General features: G+C 69.3%; 15 protein-coding genes and 1 pseudogene. 11 read left to right on the top strand and 5 right to left on the bottom strand.

Annotated features, from left to right (window positions below):
* Nucleotides 1-100 precede the first annotated feature (100 nt).
* Nucleotides 101-1,039 carry a LysR family transcriptional regulator ArgP gene (locus AC2EBS_RS10585; protein WP_484728385.1) on the bottom strand — a complete coding sequence of 313 codons (939 nt, stop codon included), beginning with the start codon at nucleotides 1,037-1,039 and terminating at the stop codon, nucleotides 101-103.
* 91 nt (nucleotides 1,040-1,130) lie between these two features.
* Between AC2EBS_RS10585 and AC2EBS_RS10580 the strand changes: the two genes are divergently transcribed.
* The 3 genes from AC2EBS_RS10580 to AC2EBS_RS10570 all read left to right on the top strand — a co-directional run bounded on the left by AC2EBS_RS10580 (nucleotide 1,131) and on the right by AC2EBS_RS10570 (nucleotide 4,541).
* The gene (locus AC2EBS_RS10580) at nucleotides 1,131-1,772 is read left to right on the top strand and encodes a LysE/ArgO family amino acid transporter (protein ID WP_484728384.1); all 642 of its coding nucleotides are present in this window, start codon (nucleotides 1,131-1,133) and stop codon (nucleotides 1,770-1,772) included.
* Nucleotides 1,773-1,803: 31 nt separating this feature from the next.
* The gene (locus AC2EBS_RS10575; RefSeq protein ID WP_484728383.1) at nucleotides 1,804-3,135 is read left to right on the top strand and encodes a D-amino acid dehydrogenase; all 1,332 of its coding nucleotides are present in this window, start codon (nucleotides 1,804-1,806) and stop codon (nucleotides 3,133-3,135) included.
* Between the two features lie 95 nt (nucleotides 3,136-3,230).
* Nucleotides 3,231-4,541, top strand: coding sequence for an Hsp70 family protein (locus AC2EBS_RS10570; RefSeq protein WP_484728382.1), 1,311 nt, complete (start codon nucleotides 3,231-3,233; stop codon nucleotides 4,539-4,541).
* A gap of 12 nt (nucleotides 4,542-4,553) precedes the next feature.
* On the opposite strand, the gene AC2EBS_RS10565 is transcribed toward AC2EBS_RS10570, so the two are convergent.
* Both AC2EBS_RS10565 and AC2EBS_RS10560 read right to left on the bottom strand, forming a co-directional pair.
* A complete protein-coding gene (locus AC2EBS_RS10565; RefSeq protein WP_484728742.1) occupies nucleotides 4,554-5,219 on the bottom strand; it encodes a YecA/YgfB family protein in 666 nt (221 codons plus the stop codon).
* A 389-nt stretch (nucleotides 5,220-5,608) separates the two neighbouring features.
* Nucleotides 5,609-6,562, bottom strand: coding sequence for a LysR substrate-binding domain-containing protein (locus tag AC2EBS_RS10560; protein WP_484728381.1), 954 nt, complete (start codon nucleotides 6,560-6,562; stop codon nucleotides 5,609-5,611).
* 103 nt (nucleotides 6,563-6,665) lie between these two features.
* Here AC2EBS_RS10560 and AC2EBS_RS10555 point away from each other — a divergent pair, with 103 nt between their 5' ends.
* From AC2EBS_RS10555 to AC2EBS_RS10530, 6 genes and pseudogenes are all read left to right on the top strand, one after another.
* Entirely contained in the window at nucleotides 6,666-8,192 is a 1,527-nt protein-coding gene (locus tag AC2EBS_RS10555; protein ID WP_484728380.1) for a CoA-acylating methylmalonate-semialdehyde dehydrogenase, read from the top strand.
* 249 nt (nucleotides 8,193-8,441) lie between these two features.
* Nucleotides 8,442-10,082, top strand: a complete 1,641-nt coding sequence (locus AC2EBS_RS10550; RefSeq protein ID WP_484728379.1) for a GGDEF domain-containing protein — start codon at nucleotides 8,442-8,444, stop codon at nucleotides 10,080-10,082.
* Nucleotides 10,079-10,831 carry an SDR family oxidoreductase gene (locus AC2EBS_RS10545; RefSeq protein WP_484728378.1) on the top strand — a complete coding sequence of 251 codons (753 nt, stop codon included), beginning with the start codon at nucleotides 10,079-10,081 and terminating at the stop codon, nucleotides 10,829-10,831. The genes AC2EBS_RS10550 and AC2EBS_RS10545 overlap by 4 nt, the downstream gene beginning before the upstream one ends.
* A gap of 9 nt (nucleotides 10,832-10,840) precedes the next feature.
* Nucleotides 10,841-11,515 carry a CAAX prenyl protease-related protein gene (locus tag AC2EBS_RS10540; RefSeq protein WP_484728377.1) on the top strand — a complete coding sequence of 225 codons (675 nt, stop codon included), beginning with the start codon at nucleotides 10,841-10,843 and terminating at the stop codon, nucleotides 11,513-11,515.
* Nucleotides 11,516-11,552: 37 nt separating this feature from the next.
* Nucleotides 11,553-12,872: pseudogene (locus tag AC2EBS_RS10535) on the top strand (MFS transporter); the annotation flags it as partial.
* Nucleotides 12,873-12,999: 127 nt separating this feature from the next.
* Nucleotides 13,000-13,593, top strand: a complete 594-nt coding sequence (locus AC2EBS_RS10530) for a malonic semialdehyde reductase (RefSeq protein ID WP_484728376.1) — start codon at nucleotides 13,000-13,002, stop codon at nucleotides 13,591-13,593.
* A 40-nt stretch (nucleotides 13,594-13,633) separates the two neighbouring features.
* Here AC2EBS_RS10530 and tgt read toward each other — a convergent pair whose 3' ends face one another.
* A complete protein-coding gene (gene tgt / locus AC2EBS_RS10525) occupies nucleotides 13,634-14,761 on the bottom strand; it encodes a tRNA guanosine(34) transglycosylase Tgt (protein ID WP_484728375.1) in 1,128 nt (375 codons plus the stop codon).
* A 162-nt stretch (nucleotides 14,762-14,923) separates the two neighbouring features.
* On the opposite strand from tgt, the gene AC2EBS_RS10520 reads away from it, so the two are divergent.
* Both AC2EBS_RS10520 and AC2EBS_RS10515 read left to right on the top strand, forming a co-directional pair.
* Complete coding sequence (locus AC2EBS_RS10520; RefSeq protein ID WP_484728374.1) at nucleotides 14,924-15,703, top strand: substrate-binding periplasmic protein; 780 nt, start codon at nucleotides 14,924-14,926, stop codon at nucleotides 15,701-15,703.
* Between the two features lie 21 nt (nucleotides 15,704-15,724).
* Complete coding sequence (locus tag AC2EBS_RS10515) at nucleotides 15,725-16,315, top strand: IMPACT family protein (protein WP_484728373.1); 591 nt, start codon at nucleotides 15,725-15,727, stop codon at nucleotides 16,313-16,315.
* A gap of 78 nt (nucleotides 16,316-16,393) precedes the next feature.
* Here AC2EBS_RS10515 and AC2EBS_RS10510 read toward each other — a convergent pair whose 3' ends face one another.
* The gene (locus AC2EBS_RS10510) at nucleotides 16,394-16,750 is read right to left on the bottom strand and encodes a DUF1304 domain-containing protein (protein WP_484728741.1); all 357 of its coding nucleotides are present in this window, start codon (nucleotides 16,748-16,750) and stop codon (nucleotides 16,394-16,396) included.
* Nucleotides 16,751-16,761 lie beyond the last annotated feature (11 nt).

Here is a 16,761-nt window from a genome sequence, read left to right as displayed (position 1 = left end):
CCCCCGAACTGCGTGTAAATCGCTGTGTAGTTGGGAAAAACTCACGCCAGCGCAGGGCGAACAATTCGATACAGCTTTTTGCCGCCGACTTGCGGCTGCATCAGCGCGACGGCGCCGCCAGCGCCTGACGCCCGCCTTCAGCCAGGGCCAGGCCGATGCGATCGAGCAGCGCCACGCGACCCGGCGCCGGCGCGTGTTCAGACTGCAGCTTCCACTGGTGCCAGTACAGGCTCACGTCGATGCTGATCTCGGGCCGTATCGCCACCAGCTCGCCCGACTCGAGCAGCGGACGCAGCTGCAGCTCTGGCGCGACGCCCGCGCCCCAGCCGGCCAGCACCGCGCGCACATAGGCCTCGCTCGACGGTACGTAGCGCTCCAGCAGGCGCGGGGCACGTACGCCGAAGGCCTTGGCCACCCATTGCACCTGGGTGTCGTCCTTGCGGTTGAACACCAGAAAGGGCGTGTGCGCGAAGTTTCCGGGGTTCAGGCCCTCGGGTAGATGCTCGCGCAGGAAGGCTGGACTGGCCACCGCCACATAGCGCATCTGGCCCAGCGGCCGCACCAGGCAGCCGCGCAGCGCCTGCTTCACCGTACTCACGCAGCCCAGCACCTCGCCCTGGCGCAGCCAGTCGTGGGTGAAGTCCTGATCGTCGACGACCAGTTCCAGCCCGAAGCCCTCACGCAGACCCTGCTGCACCACCGGGTCCAGTGCCGGCAGCACCCAGGTGGCCAGGCTGTCGGCATTCACCGCGATGGCGATGCGCTCGTTGGCGCTGGCGCTGACCTCGAGCTCGCGCGCCACGTCGGCGCGCAGTGCCTGCAGCTGGCGCGCAAAGCGCAACAGCACCTTGCCCGGCTCGGTCAAGCGCAGCGGCCGCGAGCGCACCACCAGCAGCTGGCCCACCTGCGCCTCCAGGCTGCGCAGGCGCTGCGACACCGCGCTCTGTGTGATCGACAGCCGCTGCGCCGCGCGCTCGAAGCTGCGCTCGTCGGCCAGGGCCGAGAGGCAATCGAGTCCGGCTGCGTCCAGGTCTTTCATAAGCAGCACTAATGTAGCGCGACAAATATGAATGCGAATTCATGTTTGCCCGGGCCGCTGCCGACAATCCGCGGACAAGAACGCCCCCATCATGGACCTGCCCAGCACCCACGCCCTCAGTCAGGGCTGGCTCACCGGAGCCAGCCTGATCATGGCCATCGGCGCGCAGAACGCGCTGGTGCTGCGCCAGGGCCTGCTGCGCCAGCATGTCGGGCCGGTGGTGGCCTTGTGCAGCGTCTCGGACGCGCTGCTGATCGCGCTGGGCGTGTTCGGGCTGGGCGCACTGATCGCCGGCAGCCCGCTGCTGCTCGAGCTGTTCCGCTGGGGCGGCGCGGCCTTCCTGCTGCTCTATGCACTGCGCGCCGGCCAGCGCGCCTGGCGCGGTGAGTCAATGCTGAGCGCCGCAGCCGGCGCGGCAGGGCTCGGCGCCGTGCTGAGCAGCACGCTGGCGATGACCTACCTGAACCCGCATGTCTACCTGGACACGGTGGTGCTGCTCGGCACGGTGAGCCTGCAACAGCCCGAAGCGCTGCGCCCGCTGTTCGCCGCCGGCGCCGCGCTGGCCTCGCTGATGTGGTTCAGCGCGCTGGGCTTCGGTGCCGCCGCGCTGGCACCGCTGCTGAAGCGCCAGGCCGCCTGGCGCGCCATCGATGCCGGCATCGCTGTGCTGATGGCCGGCCTCGCGCTGCAACTGATGCTGACACCCCTCGCGGGGCCGTCTTCCTCGTCCTGATCTCTCTGCCTCGATCCTTCAAGGAGCTGTGATGCGTGTCGTTGTCCTGGGTGCCGGAATCATCGGCGTGAGCACCGCCTGGTATCTGCTCGAGCAGGGCCATGAAGTCACCGTCGTCGACCGTCAGGACGACGCGGCGCTGGAGACCAGCTTCGCCAACGGCGCGCAGATCTCGGTGAGCTTCTGCGAGCCCTGGGCCAATGCCGGAGCGCCCTTCAAGGTCGCCAAATGGCTGCTGCGCGACGACTCGCCGCTGCTGTTCCGCCCGCGCCTCGATCCGGCGCAATGGCGCTGGGGCCTGTCCTTCCTCGGCCAGTGCAGCGATGCTGCCTTCGAGCGCAATGTCGCGCAGCTGGTCGCGCTGGGCGCCTACAGCCATGCCTCGCTGAAGAGCCTGGTCGCGCAGACCGGCATCGAGTACCAGCGCCTGGAGCGCGGCATCCTGCACTTCTTCTCCAGCGCGGCCGACTTCGAGGCCGGCGCCGCTGGCGCCGAGATCATGCGCCGCCATGGCGTGGACCGGCGAATCCTTAGCCGCGACGAGGTGCTCAAGGTCGAGCCAGCGCTGGCCGCCTTCGGCCCCAATATCCATGGCGGCACCTTCACGCCCAGCGACGAATCCGGTGATGCGCGTGTCTTCACACAGAAGCTGGCGCGCCTGTGCGCCGAGCGCGGCGCCACCTTCCTCTACGGCCATGACGTGCTGGAGCTGCAGGCCAGCAATGGCCGCATCGACGGCGTCACCGTTGCGCCGCAGGACCCTGCAGTCAACGGCGGCCGCCGCTACACGCTGCAGGCCGATGCCTATGTCGCCGCGATGGCTTCGTACACGCCGGCACTGCTGCGCCCGCTGGGCGAGTGCCTGAACATCTATCCGGCCAAGGGCTACTCGGCCACGCTGCGCCTGAAGAAGCCCGAGGCCGCCAGCGTCGTGAGCCTGCTCGACGACACGCGCAAGATCGCCATCTCGCGCCTGGGCGACCACATCCGCATCGCCGGCACCGCCGAGCTCAGCGGCCTGGATACGCGCCTGGACACGCCCACCGCCAAGCTGCGCTGCGCAGCGCTGGTGCGCCGCTACGAGGCGCTCTTCCCCGGCGTGGCCGACACCAGCGAACCCAACTACTGGACCGGCCTGCGCCCCAGCACGCCGACCAACATCCCCTACATCGGCCGCAGCACCAAGGCGGCGAACCTGTGGGTCAACGCCGGCCACGGCACGCTGGGCTGGACGCATGGCGCCGGCTCCGGCCGCGCGCTGGCCGAGCTGATCGCCGGCCGCGTACCGGAACTGCAGGGCGGCTTCCGCTTCTATGGCGACGCACTGCCGGCCAAGCGCATCCAGCAGCTGGTACCGGCCTGAGCGACGTGGTCTGACGATCTGACGGCGGCCGGCAGCGCCGGCAAGGGCAGCTCCTACAATCCGCGCCCGCTCTTTCCACGCCGCCAGCGCCCGCCATGCCCGCCCCGTCCTTCTGCGCCATCGACTTCGGCACCTCCAACTCGGCCATCGCCATCCCTGCCGGCGATGGCACAGCCGGCATGCGCCTGGTCGAGCTCGAGCCCGGGCAGCTGACCATGCCCACCGCGGTGTTCTATTTCGCCGAAGGCGCGCATGACGCCGACGGCCCGCCGCGCGCCTTCGGCCGCGCCGCGATCGCCGCCTATGTGGACGGCATCGACGGGCGCCTGATGCGCTCGATGAAGAGCATCCTCGGCTCTGGCCTGATCGAGCAGACCACCGATGTCGGCGGCGGCCATGGCGTGAAGTACTTCGACATCCTCGCCGGCTATGTGAAGCGGCTGCGCAACCAGGCCCTCGCCGCCGGTGCCGCGGCACCGCTGGACCATGTGGTGATGGGTCGGCCGGTGTTCTTCGTCGACGACGACCCGGCGCGCGACGCCGCCGCGCAGGCCTCGCTGGAAGCTGCCGCCCGGGCCGTGGGCTTCCGCCATGTCGAATTCCAGTTCGAGCCCATCGCCGCGGCTTTCGACTACGAGAGTGGCATTTCAGAGGAACGCCTGGTGCTGGTGGCCGACATCGGCGGCGGCACCTCGGACTTCTCGGTGGTGCGCGTCGGCCCGCAGCGCATGCAGCGCCTGGACCGCCGCGAGGACATCCTCGCCAACCACGGCGTGCACATCGCCGGTACCGATTTCGACCGCCACATCGAGCTGGCCACCATCCTGCGCGAGTTCGGCTACCGCAGCTACGGCCCGCCGCGCAACGACGGCCTGCCGCCGCGCGAGGTGCCCAGCGGCGTCTACTTCGATCTCGCCACCTGGCACCTGATCAACACCGTCTACAACCCGGCGCGCGTCGCCGAGCTGCGCGCGATGCGCGGCTTCTACGGCGAGCCGCGCCACCACCAGCGGCTGATGACGGTGGTCGAGGAACGCTTCGGCCACGAGCTGATCGGGCTGGCCGAGACCGCGAAGATCGAGGCCTCGGGCGGTGGCGACGCGCTGATCGACCTGGGCCTGATCGAGTCGGCATTGGCCGTCACGCTGACCGAGACGCAGGCCGTCGAGGCGCTGGATGGCGACGTGCAGCGCATCGCGCAGGCCGGCCGCGAGACGGTGGCGCAGGCCGGGCTCAAGCCCGAGCAGATCGACGCGCTCTACTTCACCGGCGGTTCCACAGGCCTGCGCCTGCTGGCCGAACGCATCGCGGCCGACTACCCGGCGGCCGAGCTGGTGCGCGGCGACCGTTTTGCCTCGGTGGCCACCGGCCTGGGCCTGCACGCGCAGCGGCTCTTCGCCGCCTGAGGCCAGCGTCGGCTAACGCCGCGGCGGCGCACCCCGGCGCGGCCCCGGCGGACCGCGGCGCTGCGGCGGCGCTGCCTTGGCGGCCGGCTGCGGCCGCGTCACATCGGCCAGCATCAGACAGGCCGCGACCAGGCTCTCCACCGCCTCTTCCAGATCGGCCGGCGGCTCCAGCGTCTCGATCTCCTCGAGCAGCTCGTCGGCATCCTCCAGGTCGTCCGGGTCCAGATGGCGGTAGATCGCCGCCAGCGGCTCCAGCAGGTCTGCCGCCTTCTGGTCCATCAGGCCGGCAAAACTGTCGGCCGCCAGCGCGAAGCCGGCCACCCAGGGCAGCAGGGTCTCCGACGGATCGGCCTCGCCCTCTTCATCGTCCTCGTCGGCCAGCTCGAACACCCAGGGGTCGAACCACTGGCGCTCGGCGATCGCGCGATTGAGCTCCTGGTAGCGGCGCTTGACCAGCGCCTGCAGTTCATCGGTGGCGAAGCGCTCGGGCGGCTTGCGTCCGGCCTCGGCATCGAGCACCAGCGGCCACCACAGATGCGTGGGCACAGCCTTGGGCTGCAGCAGCACGCCGACCAGATAGCCGTCGAGCATCGCCAGGTCCAGCGGCTCCAGCGGCGCAGGCACCGCATCGAGCAGGGCCTCGAGGCGCTGCATCTCGGCTTCGCTCAAGGGTTGCACCGGCGGCTTGGGCGGCTGCGCGGCGGGCTGTGCTGCCACTCGTGCCGCGGACTCGGACGAAGGCGCACGGGACGTCCTGGCAGACGCCTTGCCGGCGGGGTGGCCCTGTGGCCTGGGAGGTCGGGACTTCATGCCGCTATTGTCGGCCCTCGAACAAGCCCTGACGCATCCCGGATGCGACCCACCGCCGCCTAGCAGATTTCCCCCAATTGGTGGGATAGCCGCGCTGCGAGCGCCCCACCTACAGTGCCCGCAAGGCCGCGCCGATTGACTCATTGACGAATTCGCGCGGTACGCCGTCCCAACGACGTCCTCGTTCCCTCGAGGACTTTCACCGCCCGACCGGTTCGCCGGCCGGGCGTCTTTTTTTCACGAGCTCAGCCACGGGCTCAGAAGCCGCCAGCCAGCGCCGCCTTGATGTGCTCGGTGAACAGGCGCACCGGGCGTGGCGTGGTGGAACTCCAGGGGTGCAGCGCCCAGACCGCGTCGCCGAAGAAGCCCACCGGCCGCCAATCCGGCAGCAGCTCCTTCAAGCGCCCGGCGCGCAAGGCCGGCCCGGCCGAGAAGTCCGGCAGCAGCGCGATGCCCAGCCCGGCCAGCGCGGCCTCGCGCAGCACCTCGCTGTTGGCGGCGCGCAGCGGCCCCTGCACCGGCACCTTGACGCGCTCTGCCGCCGCGCCGCGCGCTGCCCTGAGCTGCTCGAAGTGCCAGACCGGGGTGCCAGGGCGCAGATACGGCAGGCAGGCATGCTCGGCCAGCTCGGCCGGATGGCCGGGAACGCCGTGCTTCTTCAGGTAGGCGCTGCTGGCCAGCAGCAGCGTGCGCGAGTCGCAAAGCTTCACCGCCACATGCGTGTCCGGCGGATTGCTGGTGTGGCGGATCGCCAGGTCGAAGCCTTCCTGCGCCAGCGGCACCAGGCGGTCCGACAGGTCCAGCTCGATGCGGATCTCCGGATAGCGACGCAGGAAGGCGTCCAGCTGCGGCGCCACATGCTGGCGACCCAGCGCCACCGGCGCGGTGATGCGCATCAGGCCGCGCGGCTGCCCTGCCGAGTCGCGCAGCTCGGCCACGCTGCGCGCGATCTGGGCGAAAGCGCCTTCGGTGTCGTCCACCAGGCGCTGGCCAGCCTCGGTCAGGCGCACCGAGCGCGTGGTGCGCGCAACCAGCTGCGTGCCCATCGCCCGCTCCAGCTCGGCGATGCGCTGGCTGACCGCCGCCTTGGACAGCGACAGACGCTGTGCCGCCTTGGTGTAGCTGCCCAGCTGGGCCAGCACCGACAGCGCCTGCAGCTGGCCCCAGAGCAGGTCCTGGCGGAGTTCGGGCGTGCGGCTTGTCGTCACCATGATTGTTCAGATTATCGAACAATCAAATCGCCGCCGATGCCTAGGCGCGCAGCCGGCACCTACCTAGACTGCGCTGATCGACAAGCTCTGACCGGAGACCGCCATGGCCCTCGCCTCCACGCCCGCCTACGCCGCGACGCAGGACATCACCCACTACATCGGCGGCGCCGCGGTGCCGGCAACCGGCGGCCGCACGCAGGCGGTCTACAACCCGGCGACCGGCGCGGTGGCACGCCAGCTGCAGCTGGGCAGCGCCGAGGACGTGGCCAAGGCGGTGGCCAATGCGCAGGCCGCCTTCCCGGCCTGGGCCGACGCGCCGCCGCTGCGCCGCGCGCGGGTGATGTTCAAGTTCCTCGAGCTGCTCAACAAGCATCGCGACGACATCGCCGCGATGATCACCGCCGAGCACGGCAAGGTCTTCACCGATGCGCAGGGCGAAGTCACGCGCGGCATCGACATCGTCGAGTTCGCCTGCGGCGTGCCGCAGCTGCTCAAGGGCGACTACACCGAGCAGGTCTCCACCGGCATCGACAACTGGACGGTGCGCCAGCCGCTGGGCGTGGTGGCCGGCATCACGCCCTTCAACTTCCCCTTCATGGTGCCGATGTGGATGGCGCCGCTGGCCATCGCCACCGGCAACGCCTTCATCCTCAAGCCCAGCGAGCGCGATCCCTCGCCCAGCCTGTTCATCGCCGAGCTGTTCAAGCAGGCCGGCCTGCCCGACGGCATCTTCAACGTGCTGCAGGGCGACAAGGTCGTCGTCGATGCGCTGCTGGACCACCCGGACGTGAAGGCGATTTCCTTCGTCGGCTCGACGCCGATCGCGCAATACATCTACGAGACCGGCGCGCGCAACGGCAAGCGCGTGCAGGCGCTGGGCGGCGCGAAGAACCATATGGTGGTGATGCCCGACGCCGACATCGAGCAGTCGGTGGACGCGCTGATTGGCGCCGCCTACGGCTCGGCCGGCGAGCGCTGCATGGCGATCTCGGTGGCGGTGCTGGTCGGCGACGTGGCCGACAAGATCATCCCGAAGCTGGCCGAGCGCACCCGCACGCTGAAGGTGATGAACGGCATGGACCTGGACGCCGAGATGGGCCCCATCGTTACCGCGCAGGCACGCGACCGCATCGAAGGCTATGTGGCGCTGGGCGTCGAGGAAGGCGCCAAGCTGGTCGTCGACGGCCGCGGTCACAAGGTCGCCGGCCATGAAGGCGGCTTCTTCACCGGCGGCACGCTGTTCGACCAGGTGACGCCGGCGATGCGCATCTACAAGGAAGAGATCTTCGGCCCGGTGCTGGCCTGCGTGCGCGTGAAGGACTTCGCCGAGGCGGTGAAGCTAGTCAACGACCATGAGTACGGCAACGGCGTGGCCTGCTTCACCAGCGACGGCAATATCGCCCGCGAGTTCGCGCGCCGCATCCAGGTGGGCATGGTCGGCATCAACGTACCCATCCCGGTGCCCATGGCCTGGCAGGGCTTCGGCGGCTGGAAGAAGAGCCTGTTCGGCGACATGCATGCCTACGGCGAGGAAGGCGTGCGCTTCTACACCAAGCAGAAGAGCATCATGCAGCGCTGGCCGGCCAGCATTGCCAAGGGCGCCGAATTCGTGATGCCGACGAGTCGCTGAGCCAAGACCGAGGTCAAGCCCTGCGGCTTGACCGACGCTTGGCGAAGAGCCAGGCATGTCCCGCATGCCTGACGCGGCCTGCAAGGCTGAGCCAAGACCGAGGTCAAGCGCACTGCGGCTCCCGCACAACGCCACCCGCGCCCGCAGCCGTCCTGCGCACCGCTCTTGCCGGCCCCGGGGCTCTGCCGACGCTCGAATCGGCTACGCTTCCCACTTCTGGACAAGAAGAAGCAGAAGCAGCAGCCTCAAATGCAAGAAGTACTCAGCAGCGAGGTCTCCGGGGACGCCCTGGCCGATGCACTGTCGGCGGCTCGCCGCGCCCAGGTGGAGTCCCAGCTCGATGAAGGCCTGACCCACGCCCAGCGGGCCTGGGAGCTCGCCCAGGCCCTGGGCTATACCGCCGAGCAGGTCGAAGCCGGACGGCTGCGCGCCTTCTTCCTCTACCGCCGCGGCGCGCTGCCGGCGATGATCCGCGCCGGCGAAGCGGTGCTGCCGCTGCTGCGCAACCAGGGCCCCAGCGAGCAGCTCTGCGAACTGCTGCGCTGGATGACGCTGGGCGGCTTCGAGACCGGCGACTTCGAGACGGCGATCCGCTGCGCCAACGAGGGCTGCGCGATGGCCCAGGAGCTCGGCGAGGTGCGCCAGCTCGCGCTGTCGCTCAACGCGCTGGGCGCCACGTTCGAGCGCATGGGCGACCCCTGGCAGGCCGAGCGGCTGATGAGCGAGGCCGCAGTGCTGGTACGCGACCAGGCCACGCACTTCGAGCAGCTGGTCACGCTGAACAATCTCTGCGGCGTCGCGCTGGGCGCCTTCTACCTGCTGCGCGACAGCGGCAACGATGTCGAATGCGCCGCCGCGCTGGAGCGCGCGCTGCGCTATGCCCGCGAGGCGCGGCCGCATGCGCAGGCCTACGGCGACCCCTTTCCGCGCGTGATGACCGAGGGCAATCTCGGCGAGGCCCTGCTGCACTCCGGCGCTCTGGAAGAGGCCGAGGCGCTGCTGATGCACGCGCTCGACGACGCGCGCAACCGCGGCTACCAGGCGCAGAGCTGGCGGCTGCGCTGCTCGCTGGCCGAGCTGGCACTGCTGCGCGAGCAGCCGCAGGAGGCCTACGACGATCTGGCCACGCTGCTGCAGGAAACCAGCGGCAATGCGCCGGCAGCCACCGCGCTGCGCCTGCACCATGCGCTGTATCGCGCCGCCAAGCTGCTCGGCCGCCACGAAGAGGCGCTGCGCCAGCATGAGGCCTTCGAAGCGATCGAGCGCCGTCGTTCGATCGCGCAGCTGATGGCGCAGTCGCGCTTCTTCGTCACCCGGCTGGAAGCCGAGCAGGCGCGCGCCCAGGCCGCCCATGCGCGTGCCGAAGCCGACGAGGCACGCGAGAAGGCCGAGGCGCTACTCGACCATGTCGAGCGCGACCCGCTCACTGGTCTGGGCAACCGCCGCCTGCTCGAGTCGCGCATGCCGGTGCTGGCGCGCGAAGCCGAGCGCCGCGGCCAGCCGCTGACGCTGGCGCTGATCGACGCCGACCGCTTCAAGTCCATCAACGACCGCTTCGGCCATGCGGTGGGCGATCGCGTGCTGCAGATCCTCGCCGGCATGCTCAAGGAAAACACCCGCGGCAGCGACCTGCTGCTGCGCTACGGCGGCGAAGAGTTCCTCGTGCTCTTCCCCGACACCGACCCGGACCGCGCCTTCGAAGTCTGCGAGCGCCTGCGCGAGCGCGTCGAGGCCTATGCCTGGCAAGACCTGGCACCGGATCTGGAGGTCACCTTGAGCATAGGCCTGGCCAGCACACCGCCCTTCGCCGGTGATCTGCTGATCAGTCAGGCCGACGCGGCCATGTACCGCGCCAAGCACCTGGGCCGCAACCGCGTCGCCTTGGCATGAGGGTCCCGATCACGCTGATCACCGGCGCCAGCCGCGGCATCGGCGCGGCGACGGCACGCCTGCTGGCGGCGCAGGGCCATGAGCTGGCGCTGAACTATGCGCGCGATGCCGCCGCTGCCGAGGCGCTGGCCACCGAGCTGCGCGAACGTCATGGCACGCGCGTGATCAGCGTGCAGGCCGATGTGGCCGATGAGGCGCAGGTGCTGGCGATGTTCGCGCGCGTCGACGCCGAACTCGGAGCGCTGACCGGGCTGGTCAACAACGCCGGCGTCGTGGCACCAGCCGCGCGCGTCGAAGCGATGGACATGGCGCGCTGGCAGCGGCTGTTCGCCGTCAATGTGTTCGGCACCCTGCTGTGCTGCCGCGAAGCGGTGAAGCGCATGAGCACGCGCCATGGCGGCCGCGGCGGTGCCATCGTCAACCTATCGTCGCGCGCCGCGCAGCTGGGCTCGCCCGGCGTCTATGTGGACTATGCAGCTAGCAAGGGCGCGATCGACAGCTTCACTGTGGGCCTCGCGCGCGAGGTGGTGACCGACGGCATACGCGTCAACGGCGTGCGCCCCGGCATCATCGATACCGAGATCCACGGCAGCGACGGCATGGGCGGCCGGCTCGCCGCTGCGGTGGCCAGCATCCCGGCGCAGCGCATGGGCCGCGCTGACGAGATTGCCGAGGCCATCGCCTGGCTGCTGTCGGACGCCGCCAGCTACACCGTCGGCGCGATGCTCGACGTCAGCGGCGGGCGTTGAGGGCTGACCATGCAGCTCAGCCCGGCCGCCGTCGCCCGCTGCGTACCGTTCGCGATCTTCATGGCCCTGCTGGGCCTGCGCGGCCTGCTCGGCGACATCGCGGACATCAACTTCGATGCGCGCTGGATCTACGGCCTGAGCGTGGTGGCGGTCGGCGGCGCGCTGCTGTGGTGGCGCAGCGAATACGGCGAGCTGGCGCGGCAGAACTGGCCCGATGCGCGCGAGCTGCGCCTGGCCGTGATCGTGGGCCTGCTGGTCTTCGTGCTATGGATACAGCTCGATGCGCCGTGGATGCAGCTCGCGCCGCCGACCGCCAGCTTCGTGCCTGTGGATGCGTCCGGCCAGCTCATCTGGCCGCTGGTGGCGTTGCGCCTGATCGGCGCGGCGCTGGTCGTTCCCCTCATGGAAGAGCTGTTCTGGCGCAGCTTCCTGATGCGCTGGATCGACAACCCGCGCTTCGAGACCGTGGACCCTGGCCGCGTCAGCCTGCGTGCGCTGATCGTCTCGACCTTCATCTTCACGCTGGCCCACACGCTCTGGCTCGCCGCGGCGATCGCCGGCCTGGCCTATGCCTGGCTCTACATCCGCACCGGCCGCTTGTGGACCGCCGTGATCGCGCACGCGGTGACCAACGGCGCACTGGGCATCTGGGTGATCGCCACAGGGCGCTGGGAGTTCTGGTGAGCAGCCCGCTGGCAGAATCCGCCGGCGGGAGGACCCCATGAGTCAGCAAGACCACCCCGGCCAGTTCGCGCTGCTGGGCCAGCGCCGTTTCGCGCCCTTCTTCTGGACGCAGTTCCTCGGCGCGGCCAACGACAACCTGTTCAAGTTCGCCTTCACCGTGATGGTGACCTACCAGCTGCAGCTCGGCTGGTTGCCGCCGACACAGGCCGGGCTGGTAATCGGTGCACTGTTCATCCTGCCCTTCGTGCTCTTCTCGGCGACCAGCGGCCAGCTCGCCGACAAGCATGAGAAGGCGCGGCTGATGCGACTGACCAAGGACCTGGAGATCGCCATCATGGCGCTGGCCGCCTGGGCCTTCTACGCGGTGCAGGTGCCAGTGCTGCTGGCCTGCGTGTTCCTGATGGGGCTGCAGTCCACGCTGTTCGGGCCGGTGAAGTACGCCTACCTGCCGCAGCAGCTCAATGAACGCGAGCTCACCGGCGGCAACGGCATGGTGGAGATGGGCACCTTCGTGGCCATCCTGCTGGGCAGCGTGGCTGGCGGCCTGCTGATCGCCACTCCCGAGGTGGGGCGCGAGCATGTGGCACTGGCCTGCCTGGCCGTGGCGGTGCTGGGCCGCCTCACGGCGCAGCCCATTCCGCCCTGCCCGGCCACCGACCCGCAGCTGCGCATCAACTGGAACCCGGTCAGCGAGACCTGGCGCAATCTGCAGCTCGCGCACCAGCATCCGGTGGTGTTCCGCTCGCTGCTAGGCATCTCGTGGATGTGGTTCTTCGGCGCGGTATTCCTGGCCAACTTCCCCGTCTTCGCCAAACAGGTGCTGCAGGGCAACGAGCAGGTCGCGTCGCTGCTGCTGGTGGTGTTCTCGGTGGGCATAGGCATAGGCTCTCTGCTGTGCGAGAAGCTCTCCAGGCGTCATGTCGAGATCGGCCTGGTGCCACTGGGCGCGATCGGCATGAGCGTGTTCGCGGTGGACCTCTACTTCGCGTCGCGCGGCCTGCCTGCAGCAGCCGCGCCGCTGGCGCTGGGCGAGTTCCTCGCGCAGCCGGCGCACTGGCGGGTGCTCGCCGACCTCGGGCTGCTGGCGCTGTTCGCCGGTCTGTACAGCGTGCCGATGTATGCGCTGATCCAACTGCGCTCGCAGCCCTCGCACCGCGCCCGCATCATCGCCGCGAACAACATCCTCAACGCGCTGTTCATGGTGGCCAGCTCGCTGCTGGCCGGCGCGCTGCTCGGCGCGGGCCTGAGCGTCCCAGAGCTCTTTCTCGTGCTGGGCTTGGCCAATGCGGTGGTGGCGGGCGTCCTGTTCATCGCCGTGCCCGAGTTCCTGCAACGCTTCGTCGCCTGGGCACGCTCATCGCACCGGGGCTGAGCGCCGCAGCATCGTTCGCCCGGCTTGAACCGTGGCTTCAAGCCATCGCAAGCGCCGGTCCGCCGCTCTCGCTTAGAGTGAACGCCATGCCAGCCTTCCGCTACCAAGCACAATGAACCACACTGCCGACGCCGCCGTCCTCGACCTCGCCTTCCGCCAGGCCCGCACCTTCAACAAGTTCCGGCCCGATCCGGTCAGCGACGCGACGCTGCGCGAGATCGTGCAGCTGGCGCAGTGGGGCCCGACGGCGATGAACAGCCAGCCGGCGCGCTATGTCTTCGTGAAGAGCGAGGCGGCCAAGCAGCGGCTGGCGCCGACCCTGTCGCCGGGCAATCTGGCCAAGACCCTGGCCGCGCCGGTGACGGTGATCGTCGCCGCCGACAGCCAGTTCTACGAGCACCTGCCCACGCAGTTCCCGTCCTTTCCCGGCGGCCGCGACATGTTCGCCGCCGATGCCGCCAAGGCCACCGGCACAGCGACGCTGAGCGCGCATCTGCAGGGCGCCTACTTCATCATCGCCGCGCGCCTGCTCGGCCTGGACTGCGGCCCGATGGCCGGCTTCGACGCGGCCAAGCTCAATGCCGAGTTCTTCGCCGACGGCCGCTACCAGGCGCAGTTTCTGATCAACCTGGGCTACGGCGACGCCAGCGGCAACCATCCGCGCGGCCCGCGGCTGGCTTTCGAACAGATGGCTCAGGTCCTCTGATCAAGGCTGGCGCCCGACTCGGCAGTACCGGCGCGCCGCGTCACACGCCGCGCGAGCGGTCCGCCGCGAAGCGCTGCTGGAAACCGGCGAAGTCGCCGGCATCCAGCGCCTCGCGAACTTCCTTCATCAGGTTCAGGTAGTAGTGCAGGTTGTGCACGCTGGTCAGCATCGGGCCCAGCATCTCGCCGCAGCGGTCCAGGTGGTGCAGATAGGCACGGCTGAAGTTGGTGCAGCAGTAGCAGCTGCAGGTCTCGTCCACCGGCCGCTCGTCGGTCTTGTAGCGGCTGTTGCGCAGGCGCAGATCGCCATAGCGGGTGAAGAGGTGGCCGTTGCGCGCATTGCGCGTGGGCATCACGCAGTCGAACATGTCGACGCCCTGGCTGACGCCTTCGACCAGATCCTCCGGCGTACCCACGCCCATCAGATAGCGCGGCTTGTTGGCCGGCAGCTGGTGCGCGATGTGCGCGAGGATGCGCTGCATGTCGGCCTTGGGCTCGCCCACCGAGAGGCCGCCGATCGCATAGCCAGGCAGGTCGAGCGCGGCCAGACCGGCCAGCGAATGGTCGCGCAGGTTCTCGAACATGCCGCCCTGCACGATGCCGAACAGCGCATTGGGGTTCTCCAGCCGCGCGAACTCGTCCTGGCAGCGCTTGGCCCAGCGCAGGCTCATCTCCATCGACAGCCGCGCTTCCTTCTCGGTGGTGATGTGCCCCTTGGTCTCGTAAGGCGTGCACTCGTCGAACTGCATGACGATGTCCGAGTTCAGGATGGTCTGGATCTGCATCGAGATCTCGGGCGTCAGGAACAGCTTGTCGCCGTTGACCGGCGAAGCGAACTTGACGCCCTCTTCCGAGATCTTGCGCATCTCGCCCAGACTCCAGACCTGGAAGCCGCCGCTGTCGGTGAGGATGGGCTTGTTCCAGCTCTCAAACTTATGCAGGCCGCCGAACTGCCGCATGATGTCCAGGCCCGGACGCATCCACAGGTGAAAGGTGTTGCCCAGGATGATCTGCGCGCCCATCTCCTCCAGCGAGCGAGGCATCACGCCCTTGACCGTGCCGTAGGTGCCCACCGGCATGAAGATCGGCGTCTGCACGACGCCGTGGTTCAGGGTGAGCGTGCCGCGTCGCGCGCGGCCTTCGGTCTTGTGCAGTTCGAACTTCAGCATGGTGGTCCGGATTGTCGCAGCCCCCGCCCAGGACCTAGACTGCGCGGAAGAACTCGTTGGGCCGGCTTGTCGCAGGTGAGCACCACCGCTGCGGCCGGGCGTGGATGAAATAGGCACGAAATGCAGCTTGCACGAGGATTTCTGTTCGGCGCCCTTGCCCTGATGCTGTCTGCCTTCGACGCGCAGGCAGACGCGGGCGGCACGGCCTGCGGGCCCTACCGTGTCGCCTTCTATGAATTCGGCCGCTTCTACTTCCGCGACGAGCAGGGGCAGGCCGGTGGCATAGACCCGGACCTGGTCGCCGAGCTGGCGCGGCGCAGTGGCTGCAGGCTGGAGTCCGAGCTGAACTCCCGCGCACGCATCTGGGAACAGCTTGCGCGAGGCCAGCTGGACATCACGGTGTCGGGCATCGCCACGCCCGAGCGCGAGCAGCTGGCCGAGTTCTGGCCCTATCTGCGCAGCCGCAACCATGCGCTGATGCGCAAGAGCCTGGCCGCCCAGCTGCCGACGCCGGCAGCCTTCCTGGCCGACCCGCAGCGGCGCGTCGTGGTGGTGAAGAGCTTTCGCCATGGCCCGGTGCTCGATGCCTGGCTGGATCAGCTGCGCGCACAGGGCCGTGTGCATGAAGCCGCAGACTTCGACACTGCCCTGCGCGTCTACCGCGCCGGCCGGGTCGATCTGATGCTTGCGCATCCGATCAACCTGCTGCTTTCCGAGCGTGAGCTTCAGCAGCACAGCCTGCTGGACTGGGCGCCCGGCGACGATGTGCTGGCCTCGCTGGTCGTGTCACGGCAGCGCGTCAACGCCGCCGATCGCCAGCGGCTGCATGCGGCGCTCAATGCCATGCTGGCGGACGGCAGCGTCGATGCCATCCTGCAGCGCCACCTGGGCGAGCGGCTGGCGCGCGGCGCCAGGTTGCAGCAAGCCGGCAGCGCCCGCTGATCGGGCAGGGACAATGCGGCCATGCCGCAGAGTCTTGCCACGGCCGTCGCCAGCGAACTGATCATCAAGAAGAGCCGCTTCATCGGCTGCGTGGAGCCCTGCGCCGACCGCGCGCTGGCGCTGCAACGGGTGGCCGAACTGCGCGAGCAGCACCCGGGTGCTGCGCACGTCTGTTGGGCCCTGCTCGCCGGCGGGCAGAGTGCGGCCAACGATGATGGCGAGCCCGGCGGCACCGCCGGCCGGCCCATGCTGGAAGTGCTGCGTCACCAGGACCTGGAAGGCGTGCTCGCCACCGTGGTGCGCTACTTCGGCGGGGTCAAGCTCGGCGCCGGCGGCTTGGTGCGGGCCTACACCGACACGGTCGCCCAGGCGCTGCTGAAGGCCGACAAGGTGCCGCTGGTGAGCCGCCGGCAGCTGCGCTGCACGCTGCCCTATGCGCTGGAAGGCCTGCTGCGCCGCGAACTCGAGCAGCAGCCCGGCGCGCAGCTGCTGGACGTGCAGCACGGCGCCCAGGTCGAGGCGACGCTGAGCCTGCCGGAGACCGTTGCTGACGCTTTCGTGGCGCGTCTCAACGAAAGCGGCCAGGGCCGCATGGGCTGGCTGAAGGTCTGAGCCCGCGCACAGGGTCCGGAAGGAGCCTGTGGCTGGCGAAGGCCAAGCGGCGATACCAGCCGATTGGCTGAGCAGCGCTCAGCCCAGCGCGAGCAGCCCCAGGCCGATCGCCGCCGGCACCGCCTGGATGAAGAGGATGCGCCGGCTCGCGGTGGCCGCGCCATAGACGCCAGCCACCAGCACGCAGAGCAAGAAGAAGGTCTTCACGCCCGCACCGGCCGCGCCCAGCCACAGGCCCCAGAACAGGCCCGCAGCGAGAAAGCCGTTGTACAGGCCCTGGTTGGCCGCCAGCACCTTGGTCTGCGCGGCGAACTCCGGCGTCAGCCCGAAGGCCTTCATGCCCTTGGGCTTATCCCAGAGGAACATCTCCAGCACCAGGATGTAGACGTGCAACAGCGCGATCAAGAGAACCGCCAGGTCGGCGAGACGAGCGATCACTTCGGGAA

It is taken from the genome of Roseateles sp. T103, from assembly GCF_057219915.1.
The sequence above is the reverse complement of the archived record's forward strand: the minus strand, read 5'-3'. Positions and strand labels throughout refer to the sequence as shown.

Bases quoted from the DNA above. Each gene is read 5' to 3' on its own strand.
- AC2EBS_RS10585 (WP_484728385.1), bottom strand. From the start codon at position 1,039: ATGAAAGACCTGGACGCAGCCGGACTCGATTGCCTCTCGGCCCTGGCC.
- AC2EBS_RS10580 (WP_484728384.1), top strand. From the start codon at position 1,131: ATGGACCTGCCCAGCACCCACGCCCTCAGTCAGGGCTGGCTCACCGGA.
- AC2EBS_RS10575 (WP_484728383.1), top strand. From the start codon at position 1,804: ATGCGTGTCGTTGTCCTGGGTGCCGGAATCATCGGCGTGAGCACCGCC.
- AC2EBS_RS10570 (WP_484728382.1), top strand. From the start codon at position 3,231: ATGCCCGCCCCGTCCTTCTGCGCCATCGACTTCGGCACCTCCAACTCG.
- AC2EBS_RS10560 (WP_484728381.1), bottom strand. From the start codon at position 6,562: ATGGTGACGACAAGCCGCACGCCCGAACTCCGCCAGGACCTGCTCTGG.
- AC2EBS_RS10555 (WP_484728380.1), top strand. From the start codon at position 6,666: ATGGCCCTCGCCTCCACGCCCGCCTACGCCGCGACGCAGGACATCACC.
- AC2EBS_RS10550 (WP_484728379.1), top strand. From the start codon at position 8,442: ATGCAAGAAGTACTCAGCAGCGAGGTCTCCGGGGACGCCCTGGCCGAT.
- AC2EBS_RS10545 (WP_484728378.1), top strand. From the start codon at position 10,079: ATGAGGGTCCCGATCACGCTGATCACCGGCGCCAGCCGCGGCATCGGC.
- AC2EBS_RS10540 (WP_484728377.1), top strand. From the start codon at position 10,841: ATGCAGCTCAGCCCGGCCGCCGTCGCCCGCTGCGTACCGTTCGCGATC.
- AC2EBS_RS10530 (WP_484728376.1), top strand. From the start codon at position 13,000: ATGAACCACACTGCCGACGCCGCCGTCCTCGACCTCGCCTTCCGCCAG.
- tgt (WP_484728375.1), bottom strand. From the start codon at position 14,761: ATGCTGAAGTTCGAACTGCACAAGACCGAAGGCCGCGCGCGACGCGGC.
- AC2EBS_RS10520 (WP_484728374.1), top strand. From the start codon at position 14,924: ATGCTGTCTGCCTTCGACGCGCAGGCAGACGCGGGCGGCACGGCCTGC.
- AC2EBS_RS10515 (WP_484728373.1), top strand. From the start codon at position 15,725: ATGCCGCAGAGTCTTGCCACGGCCGTCGCCAGCGAACTGATCATCAAG.